Genomic DNA, 19,788 nt, shown 5'->3' on the forward strand with positions numbered 1-19,788 from the left:
GTCAGACCCCCTTGCCGAACAGCCCGCGCGGGGAAATCAGCAGGATGATGTAAAGGATGACGAACACGGCGAGCAGGGTGTGGCTCGGGTTGAAGTAGATCATGAAGATCGACTGCACGAGGCCCAAAAGAAGCGCCGCCCAGGGGACGCCGGCCAGGTACCCCATGCCGGCTAAGACCACCACGAAGAAGGCGAAGATGGTGTACTCGTTGCCCATCTGCGCGCCGATGGAGAGGATGCAGCCCAAAAGCACCCCGGTCATCGCGGAGATCCCGACGTAGATGCCGTACACGTAGGAACCGGTCCGCTTTGCGTTCACCCCCATGAGACCCGCGGCATCCTTGTGCTGCGCGAGCGCCCGGACGCCGAGGCCGAAATTGGTCTTTTTGAGGAGGTAATGCAGGATCAGGGTGATCGCAACAGCGTAGGCAAGCCCCATGAGGCGTACCGTCGGGATGGTCACGGTGAGGCCGATGGAGTCGAGGTTGAAGGACCCTTCCGAGAACGCGGACGGGATCGAATTCGAGTAGAAGCCGAACGCGGTGAGGGCGAGCCCGCGGAACATGATGGCAAGGCCGAAGGTGAAGACGAGCCCCATCAGGAAGGGGTTCCCCTTGGTGCCCGAGAGCACCCGGTGGATCACCGGCTGAACCAAGTAGCCGACCCCGAAGTAGATGACGAAGATGACCGGCAGGAAGATGAAGGGATCGAGACCGGTCCATTTGTTCAGGTAGTAGCCGGTGAAGGCCCCGAACATGATCCACTCCCCGACGGCGAAGTCGATGACGTGCATGACCCCGTAGGTGAGCGAGAAAGCGATGGCGATGGTGATGTAGATCCCGCCCAAAAGAATCCCGTCGGTCAGGGCTTGTGGCAGCAGTTCCATCATAAAGCGAGTCCTCCAGCGTTGCGATTAAAGCAAATGCGGCAGTTACTTCATGGGGGCCGCGGGAGGGCGAATCTCCCGCACTCGCGGCCTCAACAGTCCCTGCCGGTGCGGTGACCGGCAGGGAAGCTTTGTTCCATCTTCGAGGCTTAGCGGGATTTCCATTCCTTCATCGGGTACTGGGCGGCCGCTTCCACCGATGCCTTCGGGCCAACCGTCTTGATCTGGCCGTTCTGGATCTGGATGGTGAGCGGGTCGAGGCCGACGTTGGCGTGGTAGAACTCGCCGGAGGTGGCGAACTTCACGCGGCCGTAGAAGGTCTGCACGTCGATCTGCTCGAGCGCCTGCACGAGCTTCGCGCGCATCGCCTCGTCCATGCCCGGCTTCGCGCCGACCTTCTGGAGTGCGGTCTGGAAGGCGATGCCTGCCGCGGAACAGCCGCCCTGGGTGTAGTCGCCCGGGTTCTTGAAGGCCTTCTGGGAGGCTGCGGCGTAGGCGGAAGCGGTCGGCCAGAGCACCTTGCTCTTGGTCTTGGCGGTGCCGGTCCAGCAGGTGGTGCCGAAGATCTGCTCGCCGTCTTTGCCTACCGCGTCGGTGAACGCCTTGTCGGTGATGCCACAGTGCATGAGGAGCGCTTTCGGGGTGTAGCCGATCTGCTTGAGCGCTTTCACGAACTTCACGTGCTCCTCGTCATGGCCGCCGAAGGCGATGACGTCGGGCTTCATGCTGCGCACTGCGGAAAGAAGCGGGGTCATGTCCTGGCCGGAGGGGACGATGCTGAACTTGACGATCTTAAGCTTCGCTTTCTCGGCTGCGGTCTTGTAGGCCTCTGCGGTCGCCTTGGAGAAGGCGTCGTTGGAGCCGATGATGGCGATGGTCTTCGGAGCAGGCTTCAGCTCGGTAAGGGTCTTGATGGAGGTGGCGCCGGTGAAGTTGATCGGGGGGATGGTGCCGAAGGTGTACTTGAACTTGTTCTTCCAGATGAGCGGGCTCTCTGCGGAGCCGGTGATCATCGGGACCTTGTACTTGTCGACCACCGGTGCCACGGCGAGGGTTACGCCGGAGGAGTAGGGGCCGAGGATGAAATCGACCTTCTCCTGGGTGATCAGCCTTTCGGCTGCCGCTGCGCCGGCGGCCGGGTTGCTCTGGGCGTCGGCGTAAACCAGTTTCACCTGGTACTTCTTGCCCTGGACCTCGATGCCGCCCTTAGCGTTCACTTCCTGGGCCCAGAGGTCGTAGCCGCGCTTGGTGATGTTGCCGCCGGTCACGAGGTCACCCGAGAGCTCGGTGATGACGCCGATCTTGTAGAAGTTCCTCTGTTCCGCGTGGACCGGGATGGCCACGAAGAGGGCCGCGATGAGCAGCAGTACCCTGACGAATCCAAACTTCATTGTGCTACCTCCTGTTTGTGATGTTGCGATTAGAGTTCGGCCAGCGTTGCATTGCATTACATCCGGTGCTCGCGGCGCTCAGGCAGGCGACGTCGGCTGTCGGCGACCGAAGGAGACCCGGCCCGCACCCTCGGCGCAGGTTGGCCGTATACAGCAGAAAGCATGCCAAGGAGGTGGCGACGGGTAAAAAGGGGGCGGCGACGGGGGCATCGGGACGGAAAATCGCGCTCCGGAGGGGCTGCACAGGGTTGTCCGCAGGAAAACGCACCTGGGTGGCGCGCCGTGTTTCGGCGGAACGGTTCCGTGGAGGGTAGGAAAATATTCAGATCTGAATAACGAGAGGGTGTCCGTATACGGGCGGGGTGCCCGCTATGCGGTCAGTCCGTAGCGCTTGAGCTTCCGGGCTATGGTCGGCTGGCTCACGCCGAGCGCCTGGGCTATGTCGGCCTGGCTGCCGTGGGCCTCCACCGCCTGCGCGAGGAGCGCTCTTTCGGTGCTTTCGATCACCTGCGGCAGGGTCATGGTCTCGGGCCACTGCGCCGGCACCGCGTCGCCTGCGGCATCCCCCTTGGCTACATCGGCGGGGAGGTCCTGCAGGCTGATCACCTCGGTCTCGGTCATGACGACGAGGCGCTCGCAGAGGTTCATGAGCTCCCTCACGTTACCGGGGAAGGGGTAGCCTAGCAGGGTGTCGCAGGCCGCGCGGGAGAGGCGTTTGCGGGTCTTGTGTTTCTTCGCGTACCACTCGATGTAGTGGAGGATGAGGGGGAGCAGGCATTCCTTGCGCTCCTTCAGGGAGGGGACGTGAATCGGGATCACCTTCAGGCGGTAGTAGAGGTCGAGGCGGAACTTCCCTTCCTCGACCATCTGCTCGAGATTTCGGTGTGTTGCGGCGAGGATGCGCACCTTCACCTCGCGGGGCCGGGTGCTGCCCAGGCGCATGATGGTGCCGTCCTCCATGAAGCGCAAAAGCTTCACCTGCGAGGGGAGGGGGAGCTCGGCGATCTCGTCGAGAAAGAGGATGCCACCGTCGGCGAGCTCGAAGTAGCCCGGTTTGCCGCCGGTCTGCGCGCCTGTGAAGGCACCCTTGTCGTAGCCGAAAAGCTCCGATTCTATAAGGGATTCCGGGATGGCGCCGCAGTTTATCTTGATGAGAGGCTTGTCGGCGCGCTCCGAGTTCTTGTGGATCAGGTCGGCGAAGAGCCCCTTTCCCACCCCGGAGGGGCCGAGGATGAGCACGGTCGATTCCACCTTGCTCACCTTGAGCGCCTGGCGCAAAGCCTTCAGCATGGCGGGGCTTTTTGCGATGATCTGCTGGTTCTCCAGTTGCTGTTCCTGCTGCATCTCGAGCATCTGGTTGCGGAACTGGTCCTTGATCGCCTCCTGGTCCTCGAGTTCGCGCTGCAGGTCGTCGATTTCCGTTATGTCCCGCTCGCTTACCACGATACGGGTGATGCGGCCTGCGGAGTCGAAGACCGGAGTCGCGATGGTGATGAGCTTTTTCCCCTCGCGTGACTGCAGAAGGTTCACCCGCGAGCGGGTGCGGAGCACCTCGAGCGTCGCGGAACGGTCGAAAACACGCTGGTTTACCAGGTCGCGCATGTTGCGCCCCACCACGTCTTTTGCCTGCACGTTGTTGATGCGCTCGGAGGCGGGGTTGATGCGGACCACGTTCGCGTCGGCGTCGCAGATCCAGAGCCCGTCCGAGGAGGAGTCGATGATGGTGTCAAGTTCCCGGGTAAGTTCCTGGAAAAACTCCATCTGCTTCGCCATGTCCTCTAGCTCGGTGCTCTCCACGAAGACGCAGACCGCGCCTACCTGTTCCTGGTCCAGGAGCATCGGGCTCACCCGTACCAGGAAGTTCGACTCGATGCCGTGCACCGATATTTCCGCGTTGTTCCGAGAGGTTCCCAAAAGCCGCTGCGCCACCTTGGGCCAGAGTTCCGGGAGTACGTCGTTCAGGTGTACCCCCTGGAAGGCGCCGAACCCCTCGCGAACGGCCCGGTTAGCGAGGATGATCATCCCCGAGGTGTTGACGGCGAGGATGCCTACCTCGACGGCGTTCACCATGGCTTGGTAGAAGTGGTCCGAGCGCAGATCACCGTTGCCTAAAAAACCGATCAGTTCCACTGGGTTGAGCGAGCTGTTCACGGGCTGCGTCTCCTTCTTCCCGGCTTATTTTGCAAGTGTTGCAAGGCCGCTTAGGCGGTTTCGCGACGGCCGTTCACGGCGTCGCTGACGGGGGTGTTTCGGCGCATTATGCAGAATTGAATCAAATATTCAAGGATAAATAAAAAAGGAGTCTAAAACAGTCACGGCCCTTCATACCACTGTCACAGTCCTAAGTCCTTATTTTTCGCGTATGACATTTTCGGCCCTTGAAACAGGGGAACCCCTCGGCTCCTGTCTGTGCCCGTATGTGCAGATACATAGGGGCTCCATTGTATAAGGTTCGGTTCGTGTCTCAGTCTTGTTTACCTTTACGTCAAATCCCGATTTATGACTGGGCGTGGGTAGACGGCGGGTGCTTGGTACGGTCCTTGTAGTGGGGGATATTCCGACGACGCCGTCGTACGCCGTCCGTGCCGATCCGCCACGTGGGCCGGAGTCCTCATCGAGCGACCCCGGCAGTCACAAATACTAGGCAAAGGAGCTGTATCCATGACCGCTGGTAACGAACAACTGATGGAGTTACGCAACCAACATGTTCCAGGAGGGGTCGCGCTTTTGAGCAACGCCTTCATCGCCAAGGCCCAGGGGGCCATCATGACCGACGTCGATGGGCGAGACCTGATCGATTTCGCCGGGGGGATCGGCGTCAACAACGTGGGGCACAGCCACCCCAAGGTCGTTAAGGCGATCCAGGAGCAGGCGGAGAAGTTCATCCACACCTGTTTCCATGTCGCGCCCTACCAGGGGTACGTCGAGCTCGCTAAGCGTCTGAACGAGCTCGCTCCCGGCAGCTCCGAGAAGAAGACCATGCTGGCCAACTCCGGCGCCGAGGCGGTCGAGAACGCCATCAAGATCGCCCGCTACGTGACCAAGCGTCCCGGAATCATCTCTCTTGAGAACGGCTTCCACGGCCGCACTCTGATGACCATGACCCTCACCTCCAAGGTGAAACCCTACAAATACGGTTTCGGTCCCTTCGCGCCGGAGAGCTACCGCATCCCCTCCGCCTACTGCTACCGCTGCCCCTACGGTGAGACCTACCCGAGCTGCCAGTGCGCCTGCGCGCACAAGCTCGACGAGTTCTTCACCGGCTACGTGGCCGCCGAGCAGACCGCGGCGGTGATCATCGAACCGATCCAGGGTGAGGGCGGCTTCGTCACCCCGCCGAAGGAGTACTTCGAGATCGTGCAGGGGATCTGCAAGAAGCACGGCATCCTGCTCATCATCGACGAGATCCAGAGCGGCATGGGGCGTACCGGCAAGCTCTTCGCCATCGATCACTGGGGTATCGAGCCCGACATCATCACCACCGCCAAGAGCCTCGCCGGCGGGATGCCGCTCTCCGCGGTGACCGGCCGCTCCGAGATCATGAGCCTGCCGCATGCAGGCGGCCTGGGCGGCACCTACGGCGGCAACCCGCTCTCCTGCGCCGCGGCCCTTGCGGTTCTCGACATCTTCCTCAAAGACGGCCTGCTCGAGCGTTCCGTGAAGCTCGGCGATCAGCTGCAGGAGCGTTTCGCGAAGATGCAGGAGCAGTACGAGATCATCGGCGAGGTGCGCGGCAAAGGGCCCATGCTCGCCCTCGAGCTCGTGCGCGACCGCAATACCAAGGCCCCGGCCGGCGACCTGGCGAAGAAACTGGTCAAGCTCTGCTTCGACAAGGGGCTCGTCATCCTCTCCTGCGGCGCCCTCGGCAACGTGGTCCGTCTGCTGATGCCGCTCGTTATCACCGACGAGCAGCTGGAACGCGGCCTCGCCATCCTCGAGGAGTCCCTGGCAGAGGTGAACGCAGAGATCTAACGCAACTGCGGCGGCAACAATACGGCAACGGCAGTGTCCGGCATCTCATCGTTGGGAGAAGAGGTGCACAGGCACTGCCGTTGTCGTTTTTTATGGTGGTGCATAGGCTTCTACCGCGGGCGGAACATGGCTAGGCCGGTGATGTTGGTGAGTTGGGCCCTTGCCAAGGCCGCGTTGCAAATGGCATAGTGTGCGAGGCAGTCAAAGGTAAGGAAGGAGGTGGCGCATGACCGGGAAGAGCGAGCCGCGGCACACGGTGATAGTTGGTTGTCTGGTCCGCAACGCCGAGAACCAGGTCCTGCTGATCCGCCACTATAGGCGTGGCTGGGAGATTCCCCAGGGGCACGTCGAAGAGAGCGAGAACCTCGTTGATGCCGCGAAGCGTGAGGTGGCGGAGGAGGCGGGGGTGAACGCCGAGATCGGTCCGCTAGCCGCCATGTGGTCAATGGTCTCGCCCAGCTCCGTGCTCATCTTCGGTTTTCTGGGGCGCTACCTTAGCGGGGAGCTGAACCCGACCGACGACAGCGAGGAAGCCGTCTGGGTTTCCGAGGAAACCGCCCTCGAAATGGTGGTGAGTCCCACCATGAGACAGCGGTTGGAGGCCTTGCTGTATTACGACGGCAGGGTCAGCTACCGGTCCTACTCGTTAAAACCCTACCAGTTACACCTTGAGCGCGACCTGCTCGCCTGGCCCGACCCCACCCCGTAAGACAGGCCCCCGCCGCCTGCAAAATCCGGCTGTGCTATCGTCGGCCCAGTCACTCCCTCCATGCATGATCCCGCACTCCGCAGTCTGCAGTTCACACCCCGCAGTCACAGCCACAGTCACAGAGTGCGCTCCCACACTCAGCAGCTCATTTGACAGTTTGAAAACCCCTGTTTCAATTGTTCAGGCAAAAGTCACAGCGAAAGCATTTGGGGCGTTTGACAGGCTAACTACGGGGAGGTGTTAAATGAAAGGACATGAGAAAGTGATTGCCACGCTGAACGCGCGTCTGGCAGAGGAACTCACCGCAATCAACCAGTACTTCGTTCATGCTGAGATGTGTGAAAACTGGAATTACGAGAAACTGCACGGCATGATCCGCAAGCGCTCCATCGACGAGATGAAGCATGCGGAGAAGCTGATCGCCCGCATCCTGTTCCTGGACGGCATCCCCATCGTGAGCAACTACAACAAAATGCACATAGGTGCCGAGGTTCCCGTGATGCACGAGAACGACAGGCAGGCAGAGGAGGGGGCCATCAAGGGGTACAACGAGAGCATCAGGCTCTGCGTCGAGCTCGGCGACAACGGGACCCGTGAGCTCCTGGAGTCGATACTGCACGACGAGGAAGAGCACATCGACCTTCTGGAGGCCCAGCTGGACCAGATCAAGCAGATGGGAATCCAGAACTACCTGACGGAGCAGATCGACTGAAAAGTGTCGCCTCGGACGTCGGCGCTGCAGGTTGGCGCCGCAACGCGAGTAGGGGATGGAGAAGGGAAAGGGGAGCGCCGCTGCTCCCCGATCATCCCAGGAGCGCGTGAATTTTGTTCAGGCACTCCCTGAAATCGATCGGCTTCGATATGTAGTCATCCATCCCTGCCGCGATGCAGCGCTGCTCGTCGTCTTTCATGGCGTGGGCGGTCATGGCGAGGATTGGGATCCTACCGTCGCGCCCAGCCTCGATCTCGCGTATGCTGCGCGTCGCCTCGAACCCGTTCACCCGCGGCATCTGGACGTCCATGATCACCATGTCGAACGAGGCTTCCTGCCACCGCGCCACGGCCTGGATGCCGTCCTCCGCGAACTCTATCTCGTAACCTATTCTGGCCAGCATCGTCCCCAGCACCTGCCGGATGGTGGGGTCGTCCTCGGCGACCAGCAGCCGGCGTCCCTTGCCCATGCCCGGTGAGAAAGAAGCAGGTGCGACTGCCGGAGTGACCGCCTCCGCTGCCCTTTGGGCCACGCCCAGGCGCACGGAGAAGGAAAAGCAGCTCCCTTTGCCTCCCTCGCTTTCCAGGAAGATGCTTCCTCCCATCCGCTCGATGATCTCCTTGCTGATGGCAAGCCCCAGTCCGGTCCCCCCGTGGCTTCGGGTGTCTGAGTCATCAAGCTGGCTGAAAGAGCTGAAAAGGAGGTGCCGTTTCTCCTCCGGTATGCCGATGCCCGTGTCACGCACCGAGAAGCCGACTTCGATGGACCCGTCCGGGGCGCGCGCTCCGCTGCGCAGCGCGATCTGGACGCCGCCGCGTTCGGTGAACTTTACGGCGTTGCCGACGAGGTTTGTCAGCACCTGGCGCAGCCGGACCTGGTCGCCCAGCACGTGATCCGGCAACTGCTCATCGACCTGCAGGGCGAGCTCGAGCCCCTTGCGCCGCACCTCCGGCATGACGATCTCCACGGTCTGGGAGAGGCAGGCGCGCAGGGCGAACGGTTTCGGGTCCAGCGAGAATTTCCCCGCCTCGACCTTGGCGAGATCGAGCACGTCGTTCAGGATCCGCAACAGGGATCCGGCGGAGCGCTGGGCGGTCTCGATATATTCGGTCCTCTCGGTGTCGTCCGACGTCTGCAGGGCGAGGTCCAGCATCCCGAGCACGCCGGTCATCGGCGTGCGCAGCTCATGGCTCATGTTAGCTACGAACCTGCTCTTGGTATGGCTGGCCGTCTCGGCCACCTGCTTCGCCTGGCGCAGGCTCTCCTCCATCAGGTGCCGTTGCATGGCGATGGATACCTGGTCGGCTACCGCCTTCATGAGGGAGAGTTCGTCGTCATTGAAACTGTTTCTGCTGCGCGTGCCGAAGGAGAGCGTCCCCAGCACCCGTCCCTGTGACAACAGCGGGTGGCAAGCGTACGCGCGGACCCCGAGGGACTTTACCAGCTTCGTGCGCGGGTCCGGCGTCTCCTGGATGTTCTCGGCGACGATCCTGCAGGCATCCCGTGCCGCGCACCCGCAGACCGCTACCCCCAGATCCAGACGCCGGATCTCGGTCGCCCGTTCCTCGCTGATGCCCGCGCAAGCGTTCAGCTTCAGGATGCCTTCGGTCTCGTCCAGCAGATAATTGAAAAAGACGTCGCAACCGAGGAAATTCATGACCTCGCGACAGAGCTCGTCAGCCAGTTGTTGCGGTGCGCCGCTTTGCAGCAGCCGGCTGGCCGATGCCGCGAGAAGGTCGAGGCGCTGGTTGCTTCGCTTCAAGGCGGCCTCGCTTTCCTCGCGTTCGGTGATATCGACGCCCATGCAGACCGCCAGCGGGCGCCTGCCCTGCAGCACCGAGGCGCTGAAGGTCCAGTGTCGCGAGCGCCCTGCGCGGGTCCGTATGGGGAAATCGGCGTAGAAGCTCTGTCTCGCGCCGCTGAAGATGTCCTGCATCTGCGCCTGCACGGCCTGGGCGGCCGGGGGCGCCACATGCTGTATAAGCCATGCGTCGAAGCTCGTCATCTCGGCGCGACCGTAGCCGGTGAGCTCGACCCAGCTCCAGCTTACCTGGAGCACCTCTCCCTGCTGGGTCAGCATCACCACCGGGATCGGGGCATCCTCGATGGCGCGCCGGAACTGTTCCTCGCGTCCCCTGAGTGCTTCCTCCGCCTCCTTGCGCACAGCAGACTCGCGCTGCAACTCGGCGTACAGCTCCTCTTTCTCGACCAGCTCCTTGGTGCGCTGCTCCAGGGCGGCTTGCAGTTGTGCCTCGCTGCGCTTCAGGGCCTGTTCGCTCTGCTCGAGGCTACGGAACAGGAGCGCGGCGGGCTGCTTCAACCCGGTCGACACGATGGCCTGGTAGATCATGAAGGAGGAGAGAAAGAGGAGTAGGTGCCCGACGAGGTTAGCCTGCCCGTAGACACTCAGGTACTTCGTGAAGGCGAGGTCGGCGGTGGCGCCGCTGAGCACGGCGACGAAAAGTGCCCGGAACACGTGGCTGTCGAAACGTTGCTTGTTCCTGTAAAGCAGGGCGGCTGCAGCAAGCAAAATGGAGATGATCAGGTACTCGCTGTAGATCTTGAACGGTGTGAGCCCGCTCCCTTCGATGAAGCAGTCGGGAAAGTTTCCAGAGAATATGGCGAAGACGAGGAGGACGGTCGCGGTTACGAAGGCCGAGAGGGCTGCCTGCAGGTGGAGTTTTCGGACTATGAAGAGTGGAGCGGCAAGAAAAGAGAGGCTGACCACGTAGCGAGAGGCTATCCAAAGCTGCGTGGGGAGGTTGGCGTCATATCCGATGAAGATGCCAAGGCCCTTGAAAGAGAAGGTGTGTAGAAGCTGCAGGACCGATGAGGTGGAGAAGGCAAGGGCGAGGAAAAGGAAGTAGTGGTTGTCCAGAAATCTACGAGAGTTCCAGGCGATGAAAAAGACACCCATGGTGACGATGGTGCAGAAGAGTTCCACCAAGGTGTGGAACAGCAGATATGAGTACAGACTGCAGATGTAGAGGATCAGGACAGCGAGCGCGAACGTGACAAAGGAAACGACCTGCGTTTCAGTCCGTTGCATCTCGTTGCCGGTGGCCACACCGCCCACGTCTCCTCCTAACCTCTTGCAGCGAGATTTCTTTGGGACTCGTTCAGAACCCGCGATAACGATTGAGAACTTATCACTTTCTCATAAGGACAGTCAAAGGCTTTTTTAGGTTTTTGCGTACATTTAAATTCCATCTGGAGTATTATCCATGGGCTCATGTCTCGAAGTTTAAGGGGCAATACAGTAAGGCTCGATTTAATGTTGTATTTGTGCCTATTGACGACAGTTTGGCTATGGTAGTATCGACGCGGTATATAGAGTTTAACGAGGCGCATGAGCCTTTAAGGTGGGAATATGAAACAGAGAAAGCCCGAGTTCATAAGAGGGGCGAGGGCCAATGTGCCTGTCGCCGCGAGCGCCATGGCCTATGGCAGCGTGCTGGGGGTGCTCGCCTCGCAAAAGGGGCTGAGTTGGCTCGACATGATGTACATGAACACCGCCGTCTTCGCCGGCGCCGCCCAGTTCGTCATGGTGGACATGTGGTCGAGCCATATGCCCATATTCGAGATGACCCTCGCCGTGCTCGTGATCAACCTGCGCTACCTGTTGATTGGCGCCTCGCTGGACCCGCTTTTCTCGGGCAAGAGGCTCCTGCACAAGATTGGGATGATGCATCTGGTCGCGGACGAGAACTGGGCGGTGACCATGTCCGAGCAGCGTCGCGGCAGTGCCAGCACCTGGTTTCTCTTTGGCGGTGGGGTATTTCTGTACATGGCCTGGAGCAGCGGCACGCTCATCGGCCTGCTCGGGGGAGGCTTCATCACGAGGCCCGAAGATTATGCCCTGGACTTCGCCTTCACCGCGGTGTTCACCGCGCTGGCGGTCGGTGTGTGGCGCGGGAAGAGCGACGTCATACCATGGGTTGTCGCTGGGGGCGCCGCCCTGCTTACCCATCACTTCCTGCCGGGAAAATGGTACATCGTGGCAGGCGGGCTTGCCGGTGCGTTGAGCGCGATGATCGGGCCGTGCGAGGCCGAGGTCGATGGTGAAGTAGAGGGGGAAGAGAATGCAGCCGGCTATTGAAACTCAGGTCATTATAGCGGTGGCGCTTGCAGCCGCGGTTACTTACTCGCTGCGTCTGGGTGGGCTGCTGCTCGCCTCGCGTTTTCCGCGCTCCGGGCGTTTCCGCAAAGGCATGGACGCCCTTCCCGGCGCGCTATTGTTCTCCCTGGTATTGCCCTCCATCGTCGCCGAGGGGGCGTGGGGCCTCATCGCAGCCGCTGTAACGGCGCTGGTGGTGCTGCGCTCCCGCAACACGCTAGCCGCCATGCTCTGTGGCATGCTGGTCATCTTCCTCGCGCGAAGGTTCAGTTGAGCCCGTCCGTAACGGCAATTGATGCCGTTTCTCTTGTGAAACACCGACCTTCGCCTACTCCTCCGTCACGTCCTTATGGTTTTTCCTTTGTTGCTACCCGCGCCACAAGTCGGGCTTGTGTCATTCGTTCTCGTAGGCAGCCCTCCGTAAGGAAAGCCTTCTCCAGTCCTAAATCTTCACCGTCTTGTAAAGGAAGTTTAAGGCAACTTCAATAAAATTAGTAGCTTATCTGTAATGGGTACGATATGGGTACGAATAAAATTAAAGAAAGTTAATTATAAGTTAAAGAACTCACCCCTGATTCTGCTTCATTTTGTCTCATCTTCCGGTAGGTGTATGGCGGATTGCACCGCTACACCTCAGTATAGGGCTGCAGCCAGTTCTTTACCAGCCACCCTTCACCCAAGGTCTCTTCTCCCGGACCTCCCGCTTTGAGGAACTCCTCTCCACTACCAAAGGTACGAATTGACATGTCTGAACCTCAAGACAAGCCTGCTGAATATGTCCGTACGGTAATTTCTGGATGGCTTCCCCGCGAGATCAGGTGTAATGTGTCCGTACGGAAAACGGAGGGAAGCGTGGACCAAGAACAAAAGACAAGGGGCGGTGAGGCAATCTACGGCAGGGTCGTCAGCGCAAAGGACCTCGGGCAGGCCATACGCAGCAAGCGCAAGGAAATCGGGATGCGGCAGGAAACCGCCGCAGGAATGACCGGGGTCGGGACCAAGTTCCTTTCCCAACTGGAGAACGGGAAGGAAACGGCGGAACTGGGTAAAGCACTCCAGGTGCTGTACAAGATGGGGCTCGAGTTATACGTCTTCCCCAGAAGCGCCGACCCCTTCAAGGAACAGTAAGACCGCACCACCTGGAACAGCCCCCGGATGGTTCAGGAGATCCTGCACGTGGCGCACCCTGTCATCGTGACCCGGCGCGGCGAGATTAGGGATACGGCAGTCGGGGCGGACCGCCCGCCTGTGGGCGGTCCGCTGCTAACCTGGTTTCACCTCCTGCCGGGGTCACTCGTGCTGGTGCGAAAATGTGCATCGATGTACTGCCGCACCGCCTCCTCCTGGTAACGCACCGCACCGTGCTGGGCCATCTTTATGAACGGGATACCGCCCCCCTCCCAGCGCTTTCTGCGCAGCCAGTGCACCGACATCCCAACCATCTGGGCCGTTTCCTGCTCCGTCATCAGTCGGCTCATAAGCTTCCTCCTCTCGGGCCACGCTCAGGACCCGTCCTTGATTTGAATCCTCCAATCTTCAGGCATGGAACATGCCAGAGCCAACTGTCCGATTTCACGTGCTTCAGCTGGTCATTGGAACACCAGGCTGGTCAGGGTCTGCGCTGGCTGCTGTTCAATATTCGAACTTTGGGGTTGGGGTGATGTGAGCGTGCTGATGGCGGTCAACACAGGGAGGCGAACAATGGGGCGTCAATCTTGGCGGCAATCAGCAGTTTGGTCAACCACCTAATTCCACGAGCTAATTGCATGGCATGCCTGTGGATAAACCATATTTGTCGTCAATCTATTCGTCAATCCTCTGTAGGATGGAGGGATAATCAAACGCTGATGTTCACTGTTCAAATCTCGCGCCGTAAAAGGGATTGGCATAGTAACTAAAATATGATAATCAATTACTAGTTTTTAGTAATATGGCGAAGTGTCAACCGGAGGAGAGCAGCACTATGGTGTACTATCTTAGCGGACTGCTGGGCTCGAAGGCAAAGGAGTGCGTTCTCATGTTCGTCTTCGCAAGGGGAAAAGCGTACGTTTCGGAGATGGCGGCATTCTTCCCTGAACTGAGCCGTAGCGCGCTGCAAAACGCGGCTGAAGTGCTGGAGAAAGACGGTATCCTGGTCGAGGGACAGCAGGGAAACCTGCGCGTCTATGAGTTCAGCCCGCGTTGCCCATATTCCGGTTCCCTGCAACTCCTTTTGCAGGACGTGGCCAAGTGCTATCCCCCCGAGGAGCGCGAGCGCCTGTTCATTTACCGGGGCGCTCCGCGCAGGAAAGGAAAGACGCTATGACCCACCGCACCGACTTCAGTGAGGCCACTCCCGAGGAGATCGCGGCAGAGGTTTCCGAGGCACTGCGCCGACACCGCATCACCGCCGTAATGTCCGGGGGCGGCTGCGTGTCCGTCTATTCCGAGAACAAATACCATTCGGACGACCTCGACTTTATAGACAGCTACCGTGACCGCCCCGGCATCCAGCGCGCCCTGGCAGAGATCGGTTTCTTCAGCGAAAGGGACCGCTACTTCAAGAATGAAAGCACCCCGGTCTACCTGGAATTTCCCCCCGGGCCGGTGATGGTCGGCAACGAGCTGGCCAAGGCTCCGGTCGAGTGGGAGACCCCGTCCGGGAGAATAAGGATGCTCAGCCCGACCGACTGTGTTAAGGACCGCTTGGCAAAATTCTACGCTTGGGATGACGCCCAGGCCCTCTACCAAGCGCTCCTGGTGGTGGCCTCACAGCCGGTGAACTTCAGGGAGGTGGAGCGCTGGTCCGTCAAAAGCGAGGGGCAGAAGGAGCGTTACCGGCTCTTCCACAACCTGGCAAAAAAGGTACAGAGCCGCTGGGAGTTCGACGAGAGCGCTATCGTCGAACTCGCAACTGACCAAATGGTCAAGGAGAGGATCAAGAGACTCGGGCGTTGAGGCGAAAATCCACACAAAAGCGGATGCCGGGCTCGCCCCACCGTAAAAAAAGCCGGTGCGGAGGGGGCGGTGCAGCGTGAGCGGAAGCGCCTCCCGTAGCACGGGCTGGGACCGGTTAAAGCTGCCGGCGCTTTCCGGCCGGCTGCTTTGGTCCAACAATCAGCGCCTCTTTTTGGCCTCCTTCCTGGGTGGCGGCTGCGGCACCCCGTTGATCCAATCGTAGATCTTTCGCTGCTCCTCGGCACCGTACCCCGCGATCACCTTCTTGACCTTGCGCCCGAATAGTTCGTACTCCCTCGCATCGTCCATCGCCTCTATATGGGTGCAGCGAACCATCCCCGCGCCGATGAGGGCGGTGAAGAGTCCGACGATCAGCGGACCGGCAAGGAGGCGCCAGTTCCACGAGATGTTGGTCAGCTGGTGGTCGCAATAGTCGATCCGCTGCTCAGCCTCCTGCACGCTCCGCTCTAGCGGTCTCAGCGCGGAACTCAGCTTTCGTTCCGCAACCGTTTCGATCACGTTGATCACATGCGCGGGGAGCTTTTCCTCGCAAAAGAGTTCCAGGCGCTTGAGCATCTGCTCCATGAGGCGCCGCGTTTCCTGTGCGCCTTTGTCGGCTTGTTCCCCCCGTTGCACAAGGGCGTCGATACGTCCGACCATTTCGTTGCGCAGCCGGAGCAGTTCCTCCTGCTCGTTTGCGGGCTTCTTGAGGCCCGATGCCTGCAGCAGTTTATCCTTTGGGGACTTCGGATCGTTGCTCATGGCCGTCTCTCCCTGCTCGCGCTCAGCACCGCCGCGATCGCATCGGTTAGGGCGTCGACCTGCTCCCTGGTCGCCAACAACGGCAGAATTTCGCGGAGGGTTTTAACCAGGGAATCGATGCCCGCCTCGAGGGTTTCCGCTCGTTTTCCGAGGCCCGCCACCGTCTCCTGCAGCTCGCAAAATCCGTCGCGTTCGCTCCTCGCCTTGGCGCAGAGCAGGGGGAATTTCTCTCCGATGCAGGCCCGGATCAGCTCGGAAACCGTCACCGTTTCCCCCTCGACCTCGCTTCGTCTGCGGGCTTCGTTCTCGAGCTTTTTGCACATCTCCGGCGACAAACGGACGCTGGTTTTCGCCATCTTTGGAACCTCCTTAGTGCGACGGACAGCGGCGGACGGCGTGGTGCCACGCAAGCGCTCGGGTTTACATGCGGTTTCACCGATTCTGGCGCCAGAACGTCCCACGCCGTCCGGCGCGAAAATCCAGGGGATTTCGCGAGGCGGACGGCTGGTGCAGCCCGAAGGGCTGCGTGAGGTGTGAAAGAAAAATCAGCCGAGCGAAGCGAGGCCCGCCTGACCGCCGCCGGCACGAAGGAAAAGGTGCCGCAGCTTCACCGTGGACGTCCCGGCGTTCAGATCTTAAAGCCCCAGGCCGGGAAGCTTCGGCAGAGCTTTCTCCAGCTGCCGGTCCACCACCTTCTGCACTCCACGGATCTGCAGCACCTGCTCCGGAATTTTGAGTCCCGGAGCACGTACCAGCGGAATGACATGCTCAAGCGACGGAGCCCTGCGCACCCCTTCCCCCCGCTTCAGCATGACCCGCTCCAGCTCACCGATGCTCCTTTGCAGATCGTGCGCCGGTTCGGTGCTGCCCCTTTGCTGCGCGTGCGTGATCTCCCGCACCGGTTCCCTCGCTTTCCCAAGCGTCGAACTCTTGCCGTCGACCGATTCCACTGACCGCTCGAGATCATCGATGGAGTTGGTGAAGACGCGGGTCCCGAAACGTGCCCGGGTGACGGCGACGTTCAGCGCGTTGTAGCTCATCCGCCCGTAGCTCTCGCCGTGCCCGTCTCCCGGCACAAGTTCCATCCCCTTTTTCGGCTGCACCGGCGCGTACAGGATGGAGTGCTCCACGGTCGCCCCCTGGCTCTTCTGTATGGTGACCGCGTAGGCGTGGTCGAGGTGCCGGTACGTCGTCAGGTCGAGCGTCACCTCGCGCCCCTCCAGGTCGACCCGCATCCGCGTGCCGTCGATCTCCCGCACCACCCCGAGCGAGCCGTTTTGCACCCCGAGCCTTCGGTCGTTTTTCAGCGCGACGATCCGGTCCCCGACCGAGAAGCTCCGCTCCTCCTCGCGTAAAAGCGTGGTCCGTCCCGGGAGCTCTGCAGCGGAGAACTCCTTCGTCACCTCCCGCACCACCTTGCGCCGTTGCCGGTCCAGGGTCTCGAAGGACAGGTTGACCCGGACCATGTTCAGCTCACGGTCGAGCCCGACCACCTTCCCCTCCGCGTGCAGCCGCGCTCCCCAGGCGACGGTCCGGCCGTCCTCGGCACGCTCACCGGAAAAGTGCAGCGTGTCCCCGAGCTGATACCCCTCGACGGTGACCCCCTGGCGCACCGGTGTGAGCACCGGAAAATTCCGCCCCTCATCGATCTCGCGCCCGGTGACCCGTGCCCGGCGTATCTCGAGGTTCAGATCCCTGCGGGCATCGTTGGTCGTCGTCACGAGGAGCACCTGCTGCCTCTCTCCCGCCGCCGCCCGCTCGGGCATGCGCGAAAGCTTCCGGCTCTCCTCCAGGTAGTGCTCCACTGCGGCGCGGCGCAGCTCAGAGGGGTCGGCGATCTGCAGCACCCCCTGGCGCTTTTCCAGGGAGCGGAGCGCCTCCCTCGCGTTCACGGCAAGCTCGCGGTCCTCCCGGTTCAGCCCCCTGGCGATCTCCAGAAGCCCCGGGTCGCGCTGCCTGAGAATCTCGGTCAGGTGCGCGTAGTCGACTTCCTCTTTGAGGCCCAGTTCCCGCACCTGGCGCAGCAGGTCCCCCGCCTGGATCCCCTGCATCTGTTTCGAATCGCCCAGAAGATGGAGCTTCACCTGGACGCCGCTTTGCCTAAGCGCCTCGGCCACGTCCAGGAGGTGCTCCGCCTGCCTCGCCCCGAGAAAGCCCGCCTCGTCCACCCGGAGCACAACCTGCGCTTCCCGCCCCTGCGGGATGAGAAATTTTTCACCCGCGACCACTACCATGGGCGGCTCCCCGTTCGCCCTCTGTAGGGCGAATTTGGAAGCCGGATTCTCGTTTTCGAAACTGTCGAGGGTGAGGGCGGGCTTCCCGGTGGCGAGGGACAACTCGCGGGCCGCCTTCCCGGTGTGGGAGAGGTTGAAGGAGAGATGCTCCCTCCCTTCGGGGCGCAGCACCTCCTCGGTGAACCCCTCGACGATCGCCAGCGTGGAGGTCTTCGCGGTCCCCGGGTCCCCGATGGTGAGGGCGACGCCGCGTCTCCCGGTCAGTTCCTGGAGAACCTCGGTTTTCTGTCCGGCCGTCAGCCGGACGCCCTCCCTCTCCTGCCAATGTTCCAGATACGCCTCGACCTCCGGGACGCGCGCGAGGCTCTCGAAGGGAGGAAACTCCCTGATCCTCTCCAGGTTTCGGGATTCCAGTACCAGCATCTCCCGCGTGGTGTAGAACTCCCGTCCTCTCGCGTCATGCCCGAGACGCTGCACGCCGGGAGTCCCGCCGTCGATAGCTAGGTTCAGCTCGGCAACGGAATGCTCCCCCCCGGAGATGAGCACTGTCTGGTCGAGAAGTCGCGCCCGATCCAGCACCGCCTCGCGCTCGGTGAGATCCCGGACCGCCAGTTCCACCACATGCGAGGCGTCGGTAATGGAGCGGGAGACCGCAATCTCTCTGCCCCGTTCCAGATCCCGCCTCACCTGGGCGAAAGAGGTGCTGCACTCCTCGAAGCCTCGCTCGAAGATCCGGGTCACCTCCTCTTTCGTGATGCTCCGCTTCGGGTCCCGGCTCTCCAGCGCCGCCATCTCGTAGAGTCGGGCATGGGGCACCTCGGTGAACCTCCCCTCGGCCCTCCAGAGTTCCACCTGCTCCTCGATGGCTTGACGCCTGGAGGAGAAGTGATCGATGAGAAGCGGGTCGATCCCCTTCAACTCAATGAACATCTGAGAGCGGTCCCGCACCTCAACCTCGAAGCCACGCGCCGAAAGCTCACGGGCGAGCTCCTGCCGATACAAGAGCCCCAGGGACTTCTGGTCCTGGAAGATGGCCCTCGGCTCGTTCGCCCTCCAGCTCCCGTCCCCGACGTGCACCGCGTTCACCACGAAAACGTGGGAGTGCAGCTGCGGGTCCACGTTTCTGGAGGTGGCGTGATCGAACTTTGCCGCCACCATGTCACCGCACCTGATCCCCTCTGGGCTGCGGTAATGGGAGTAATGCTCCTCAAGGTGTGAGAGGACCGAGCAAACGGCCGCGTCGTGCGCCTCCCTGACCCCGTTCACCCCCGCTGCATAGGCGATGGAGATGGATTTCGGCGCGGAGAAGGTGAGGTCGTTGCCGGCCCGGTGCGTCTCGACGAGCAAAACGCTCTCCCGGTCCCGCGTCAGCTTGGGGGCGACGATCCGGTCTCCCTCGGGGTTCTCCCCACGACACAAGGCACGGAACGACTCCTCCGTGACCGGGCCCTCGAGTCCGAGTGCCCTGGCCCCCCGGCCAAACCAGTGGCTCCTACCCTCATTCTCGATTCCCCGCAGGTAGTAGTCCTCCCTGGAGAAGTACCCGCCCGCCTGTCCCGCAGCCATCCCCGGTGATATCGACATCATGGTCATCTCTCCGGTCAGCGAAAGGCTATGATATTCGCTCCAAAGCGCTACAATCCATTGGCGTACTTTAACAAAAAATATCAGTATTCCAACGTCATCAGTAAGAGCGGTTTCTTATTGTTATTCATTAACCTTGCTGATATGCTGCGCCTGCCAGGGGGATGGTATGAAATCGCGCCTGAATCTCAAGCCGGGCCAGAGGGGGACCAAGCGCCTGGTGGAAACATATGGGGAATCGCTGCTCTACGTCCGGTATCGTTACGACGCGGAGCGCGGCGTGAGGCTAAAGACGGTGGAAATCGTGGTGGAGGAAAAGCCCTGGCGTCCCCGTTCCCGCTTCCGCGAGGAGGATGTCAGCGATGGTGTAAAAATACCCCCCTGTGGTAATTGAAAAGTACCCCCCTTACATCAGAGGGAGGGGAAAATGATTCACCCAGGAGAGCTTCAGGCGCAAGATGCCCTTCAGCAGACTGTCATGCTG

The 19,788-nt window shown here is 61.1% G+C and carries 17 protein-coding genes; 9 read left to right on the forward strand and 8 right to left on the reverse strand.

All coding sequences use genetic code 11. The annotated features are described in order from the left end of the window. Window position 1: 1 nt before the first annotated feature. From E8K79_RS15690 to E8K79_RS15700, 3 genes are all read right to left on the reverse strand, one after another. A complete protein-coding gene (locus E8K79_RS15690; RefSeq protein ID WP_246043839.1) occupies window positions 2-889 on the reverse strand; it encodes a branched-chain amino acid ABC transporter permease in 888 nt (295 codons plus the stop codon). A gap of 146 nt (window positions 890-1,035) precedes the next feature. Further along, window positions 1,036-2,277, reverse strand: coding sequence for an amino acid ABC transporter substrate-binding protein (locus E8K79_RS15695; protein ID WP_136515516.1), 1,242 nt, complete (start codon window positions 2,275-2,277; stop codon window positions 1,036-1,038). Between the two features lie 369 nt (window positions 2,278-2,646). After that, window positions 2,647-4,428 carry a sigma 54-interacting transcriptional regulator gene (locus E8K79_RS15700; protein WP_136515517.1) on the reverse strand — a complete coding sequence of 594 codons (1,782 nt, stop codon included), beginning with the start codon at window positions 4,426-4,428 and terminating at the stop codon, window positions 2,647-2,649. 510 nt (window positions 4,429-4,938) lie between these two features. On the opposite strand from E8K79_RS15700, the gene gabT reads away from it, so the two are divergent. From gabT to bfr, 3 genes are all read left to right on the forward strand, one after another. Further along, window positions 4,939-6,249, forward strand: a complete 1,311-nt coding sequence (gabT, locus tag E8K79_RS15705) for a 4-aminobutyrate--2-oxoglutarate transaminase (protein ID WP_136515518.1) — start codon at window positions 4,939-4,941, stop codon at window positions 6,247-6,249. A 226-nt stretch (window positions 6,250-6,475) separates the two neighbouring features. Further along, the gene (locus E8K79_RS15710) at window positions 6,476-6,958 is read left to right on the forward strand and encodes an NUDIX hydrolase (protein ID WP_136515519.1); all 483 of its coding nucleotides are present in this window, start codon (window positions 6,476-6,478) and stop codon (window positions 6,956-6,958) included. 244 nt (window positions 6,959-7,202) lie between these two features. Then, window positions 7,203-7,670 carry a bacterioferritin gene (bfr, locus tag E8K79_RS15715; protein WP_135868649.1) on the forward strand — a complete coding sequence of 156 codons (468 nt, stop codon included), beginning with the start codon at window positions 7,203-7,205 and terminating at the stop codon, window positions 7,668-7,670. Between the two features lie 91 nt (window positions 7,671-7,761). On the opposite strand, the gene E8K79_RS15720 is transcribed toward bfr, so the two are convergent. Then, window positions 7,762-10,746 carry an MASE3 domain-containing protein gene (locus E8K79_RS15720; protein ID WP_246043840.1) on the reverse strand — a complete coding sequence of 995 codons (2,985 nt, stop codon included), beginning with the start codon at window positions 10,744-10,746 and terminating at the stop codon, window positions 7,762-7,764. A 294-nt stretch (window positions 10,747-11,040) separates the two neighbouring features. Between E8K79_RS15720 and E8K79_RS15730 the strand changes: the two genes are divergently transcribed. The 3 genes from E8K79_RS15730 to E8K79_RS15740 all read left to right on the forward strand — a co-directional run bounded on the left by E8K79_RS15730 (window position 11,041) and on the right by E8K79_RS15740 (window position 12,915). Further along, complete coding sequence (locus E8K79_RS15730) at window positions 11,041-11,769, forward strand: AzlC family ABC transporter permease (RefSeq protein ID WP_136515520.1); 729 nt, start codon at window positions 11,041-11,043, stop codon at window positions 11,767-11,769. Continuing rightward, the gene (locus E8K79_RS15735; protein ID WP_136515521.1) at window positions 11,753-12,061 is read left to right on the forward strand and encodes an AzlD family protein; all 309 of its coding nucleotides are present in this window, start codon (window positions 11,753-11,755) and stop codon (window positions 12,059-12,061) included. Before E8K79_RS15730 ends, E8K79_RS15735 begins: the two co-directional genes overlap by 17 nt. A gap of 578 nt (window positions 12,062-12,639) precedes the next feature. Then, the gene (locus tag E8K79_RS15740; RefSeq protein ID WP_246043841.1) at window positions 12,640-12,915 is read left to right on the forward strand and encodes a helix-turn-helix domain-containing protein; all 276 of its coding nucleotides are present in this window, start codon (window positions 12,640-12,642) and stop codon (window positions 12,913-12,915) included. A gap of 146 nt (window positions 12,916-13,061) precedes the next feature. Here the strand turns inward: E8K79_RS15740 and E8K79_RS15745 are convergent, their stop codons facing one another. After that, the gene (locus E8K79_RS15745; RefSeq protein WP_136515523.1) at window positions 13,062-13,265 is read right to left on the reverse strand and encodes a helix-turn-helix transcriptional regulator; all 204 of its coding nucleotides are present in this window, start codon (window positions 13,263-13,265) and stop codon (window positions 13,062-13,064) included. 485 nt (window positions 13,266-13,750) lie between these two features. On the opposite strand from E8K79_RS15745, the gene E8K79_RS15750 reads away from it, so the two are divergent. After that, window positions 13,751-14,092, forward strand: a complete 342-nt coding sequence (locus E8K79_RS15750) for a helix-turn-helix domain-containing protein (protein ID WP_129128091.1) — start codon at window positions 13,751-13,753, stop codon at window positions 14,090-14,092. Beyond that, window positions 14,089-14,724 (forward strand): hypothetical protein, encoded by a 636-nt coding sequence (locus E8K79_RS15755; RefSeq protein WP_198419831.1) that lies wholly within the window; start codon window positions 14,089-14,091, stop codon window positions 14,722-14,724. Before E8K79_RS15750 ends, E8K79_RS15755 begins: the two co-directional genes overlap by 4 nt. 159 nt (window positions 14,725-14,883) lie before the next feature. Here the strand turns inward: E8K79_RS15755 and E8K79_RS15760 are convergent, their stop codons facing one another. From E8K79_RS15760 to mobF, 3 genes are all read right to left on the reverse strand, one after another. Next, window positions 14,884-15,486 (reverse strand): hypothetical protein, encoded by a 603-nt coding sequence (locus E8K79_RS15760; RefSeq protein ID WP_136515524.1) that lies wholly within the window; start codon window positions 15,484-15,486, stop codon window positions 14,884-14,886. Next, the gene (locus tag E8K79_RS15765; RefSeq protein WP_136515525.1) at window positions 15,483-15,842 is read right to left on the reverse strand and encodes a hypothetical protein; all 360 of its coding nucleotides are present in this window, start codon (window positions 15,840-15,842) and stop codon (window positions 15,483-15,485) included. The genes E8K79_RS15760 and E8K79_RS15765 overlap by 4 nt, the downstream gene beginning before the upstream one ends. A gap of 279 nt (window positions 15,843-16,121) precedes the next feature. After that, window positions 16,122-19,307, reverse strand: coding sequence for a MobF family relaxase (gene mobF, locus E8K79_RS15770; RefSeq protein ID WP_162604683.1), 3,186 nt, complete (start codon window positions 19,305-19,307; stop codon window positions 16,122-16,124). A 166-nt stretch (window positions 19,308-19,473) separates the two neighbouring features. Here mobF and E8K79_RS15775 point away from each other — a divergent pair, with 166 nt between their 5' ends. Next, window positions 19,474-19,698: a hypothetical protein gene (locus tag E8K79_RS15775; RefSeq protein ID WP_136515527.1), complete on the forward strand. Its 225-nt coding sequence runs from the start codon at window positions 19,474-19,476 to the stop codon at window positions 19,696-19,698. Window positions 19,699-19,788 lie beyond the last annotated feature (90 nt).

The organism is Geomonas edaphica (assembly GCF_004917075.1).
Taxonomy (GTDB): domain Bacteria; phylum Desulfobacterota; class Desulfuromonadia; order Geobacterales; family Geobacteraceae; genus Geomonas; species Geomonas edaphica.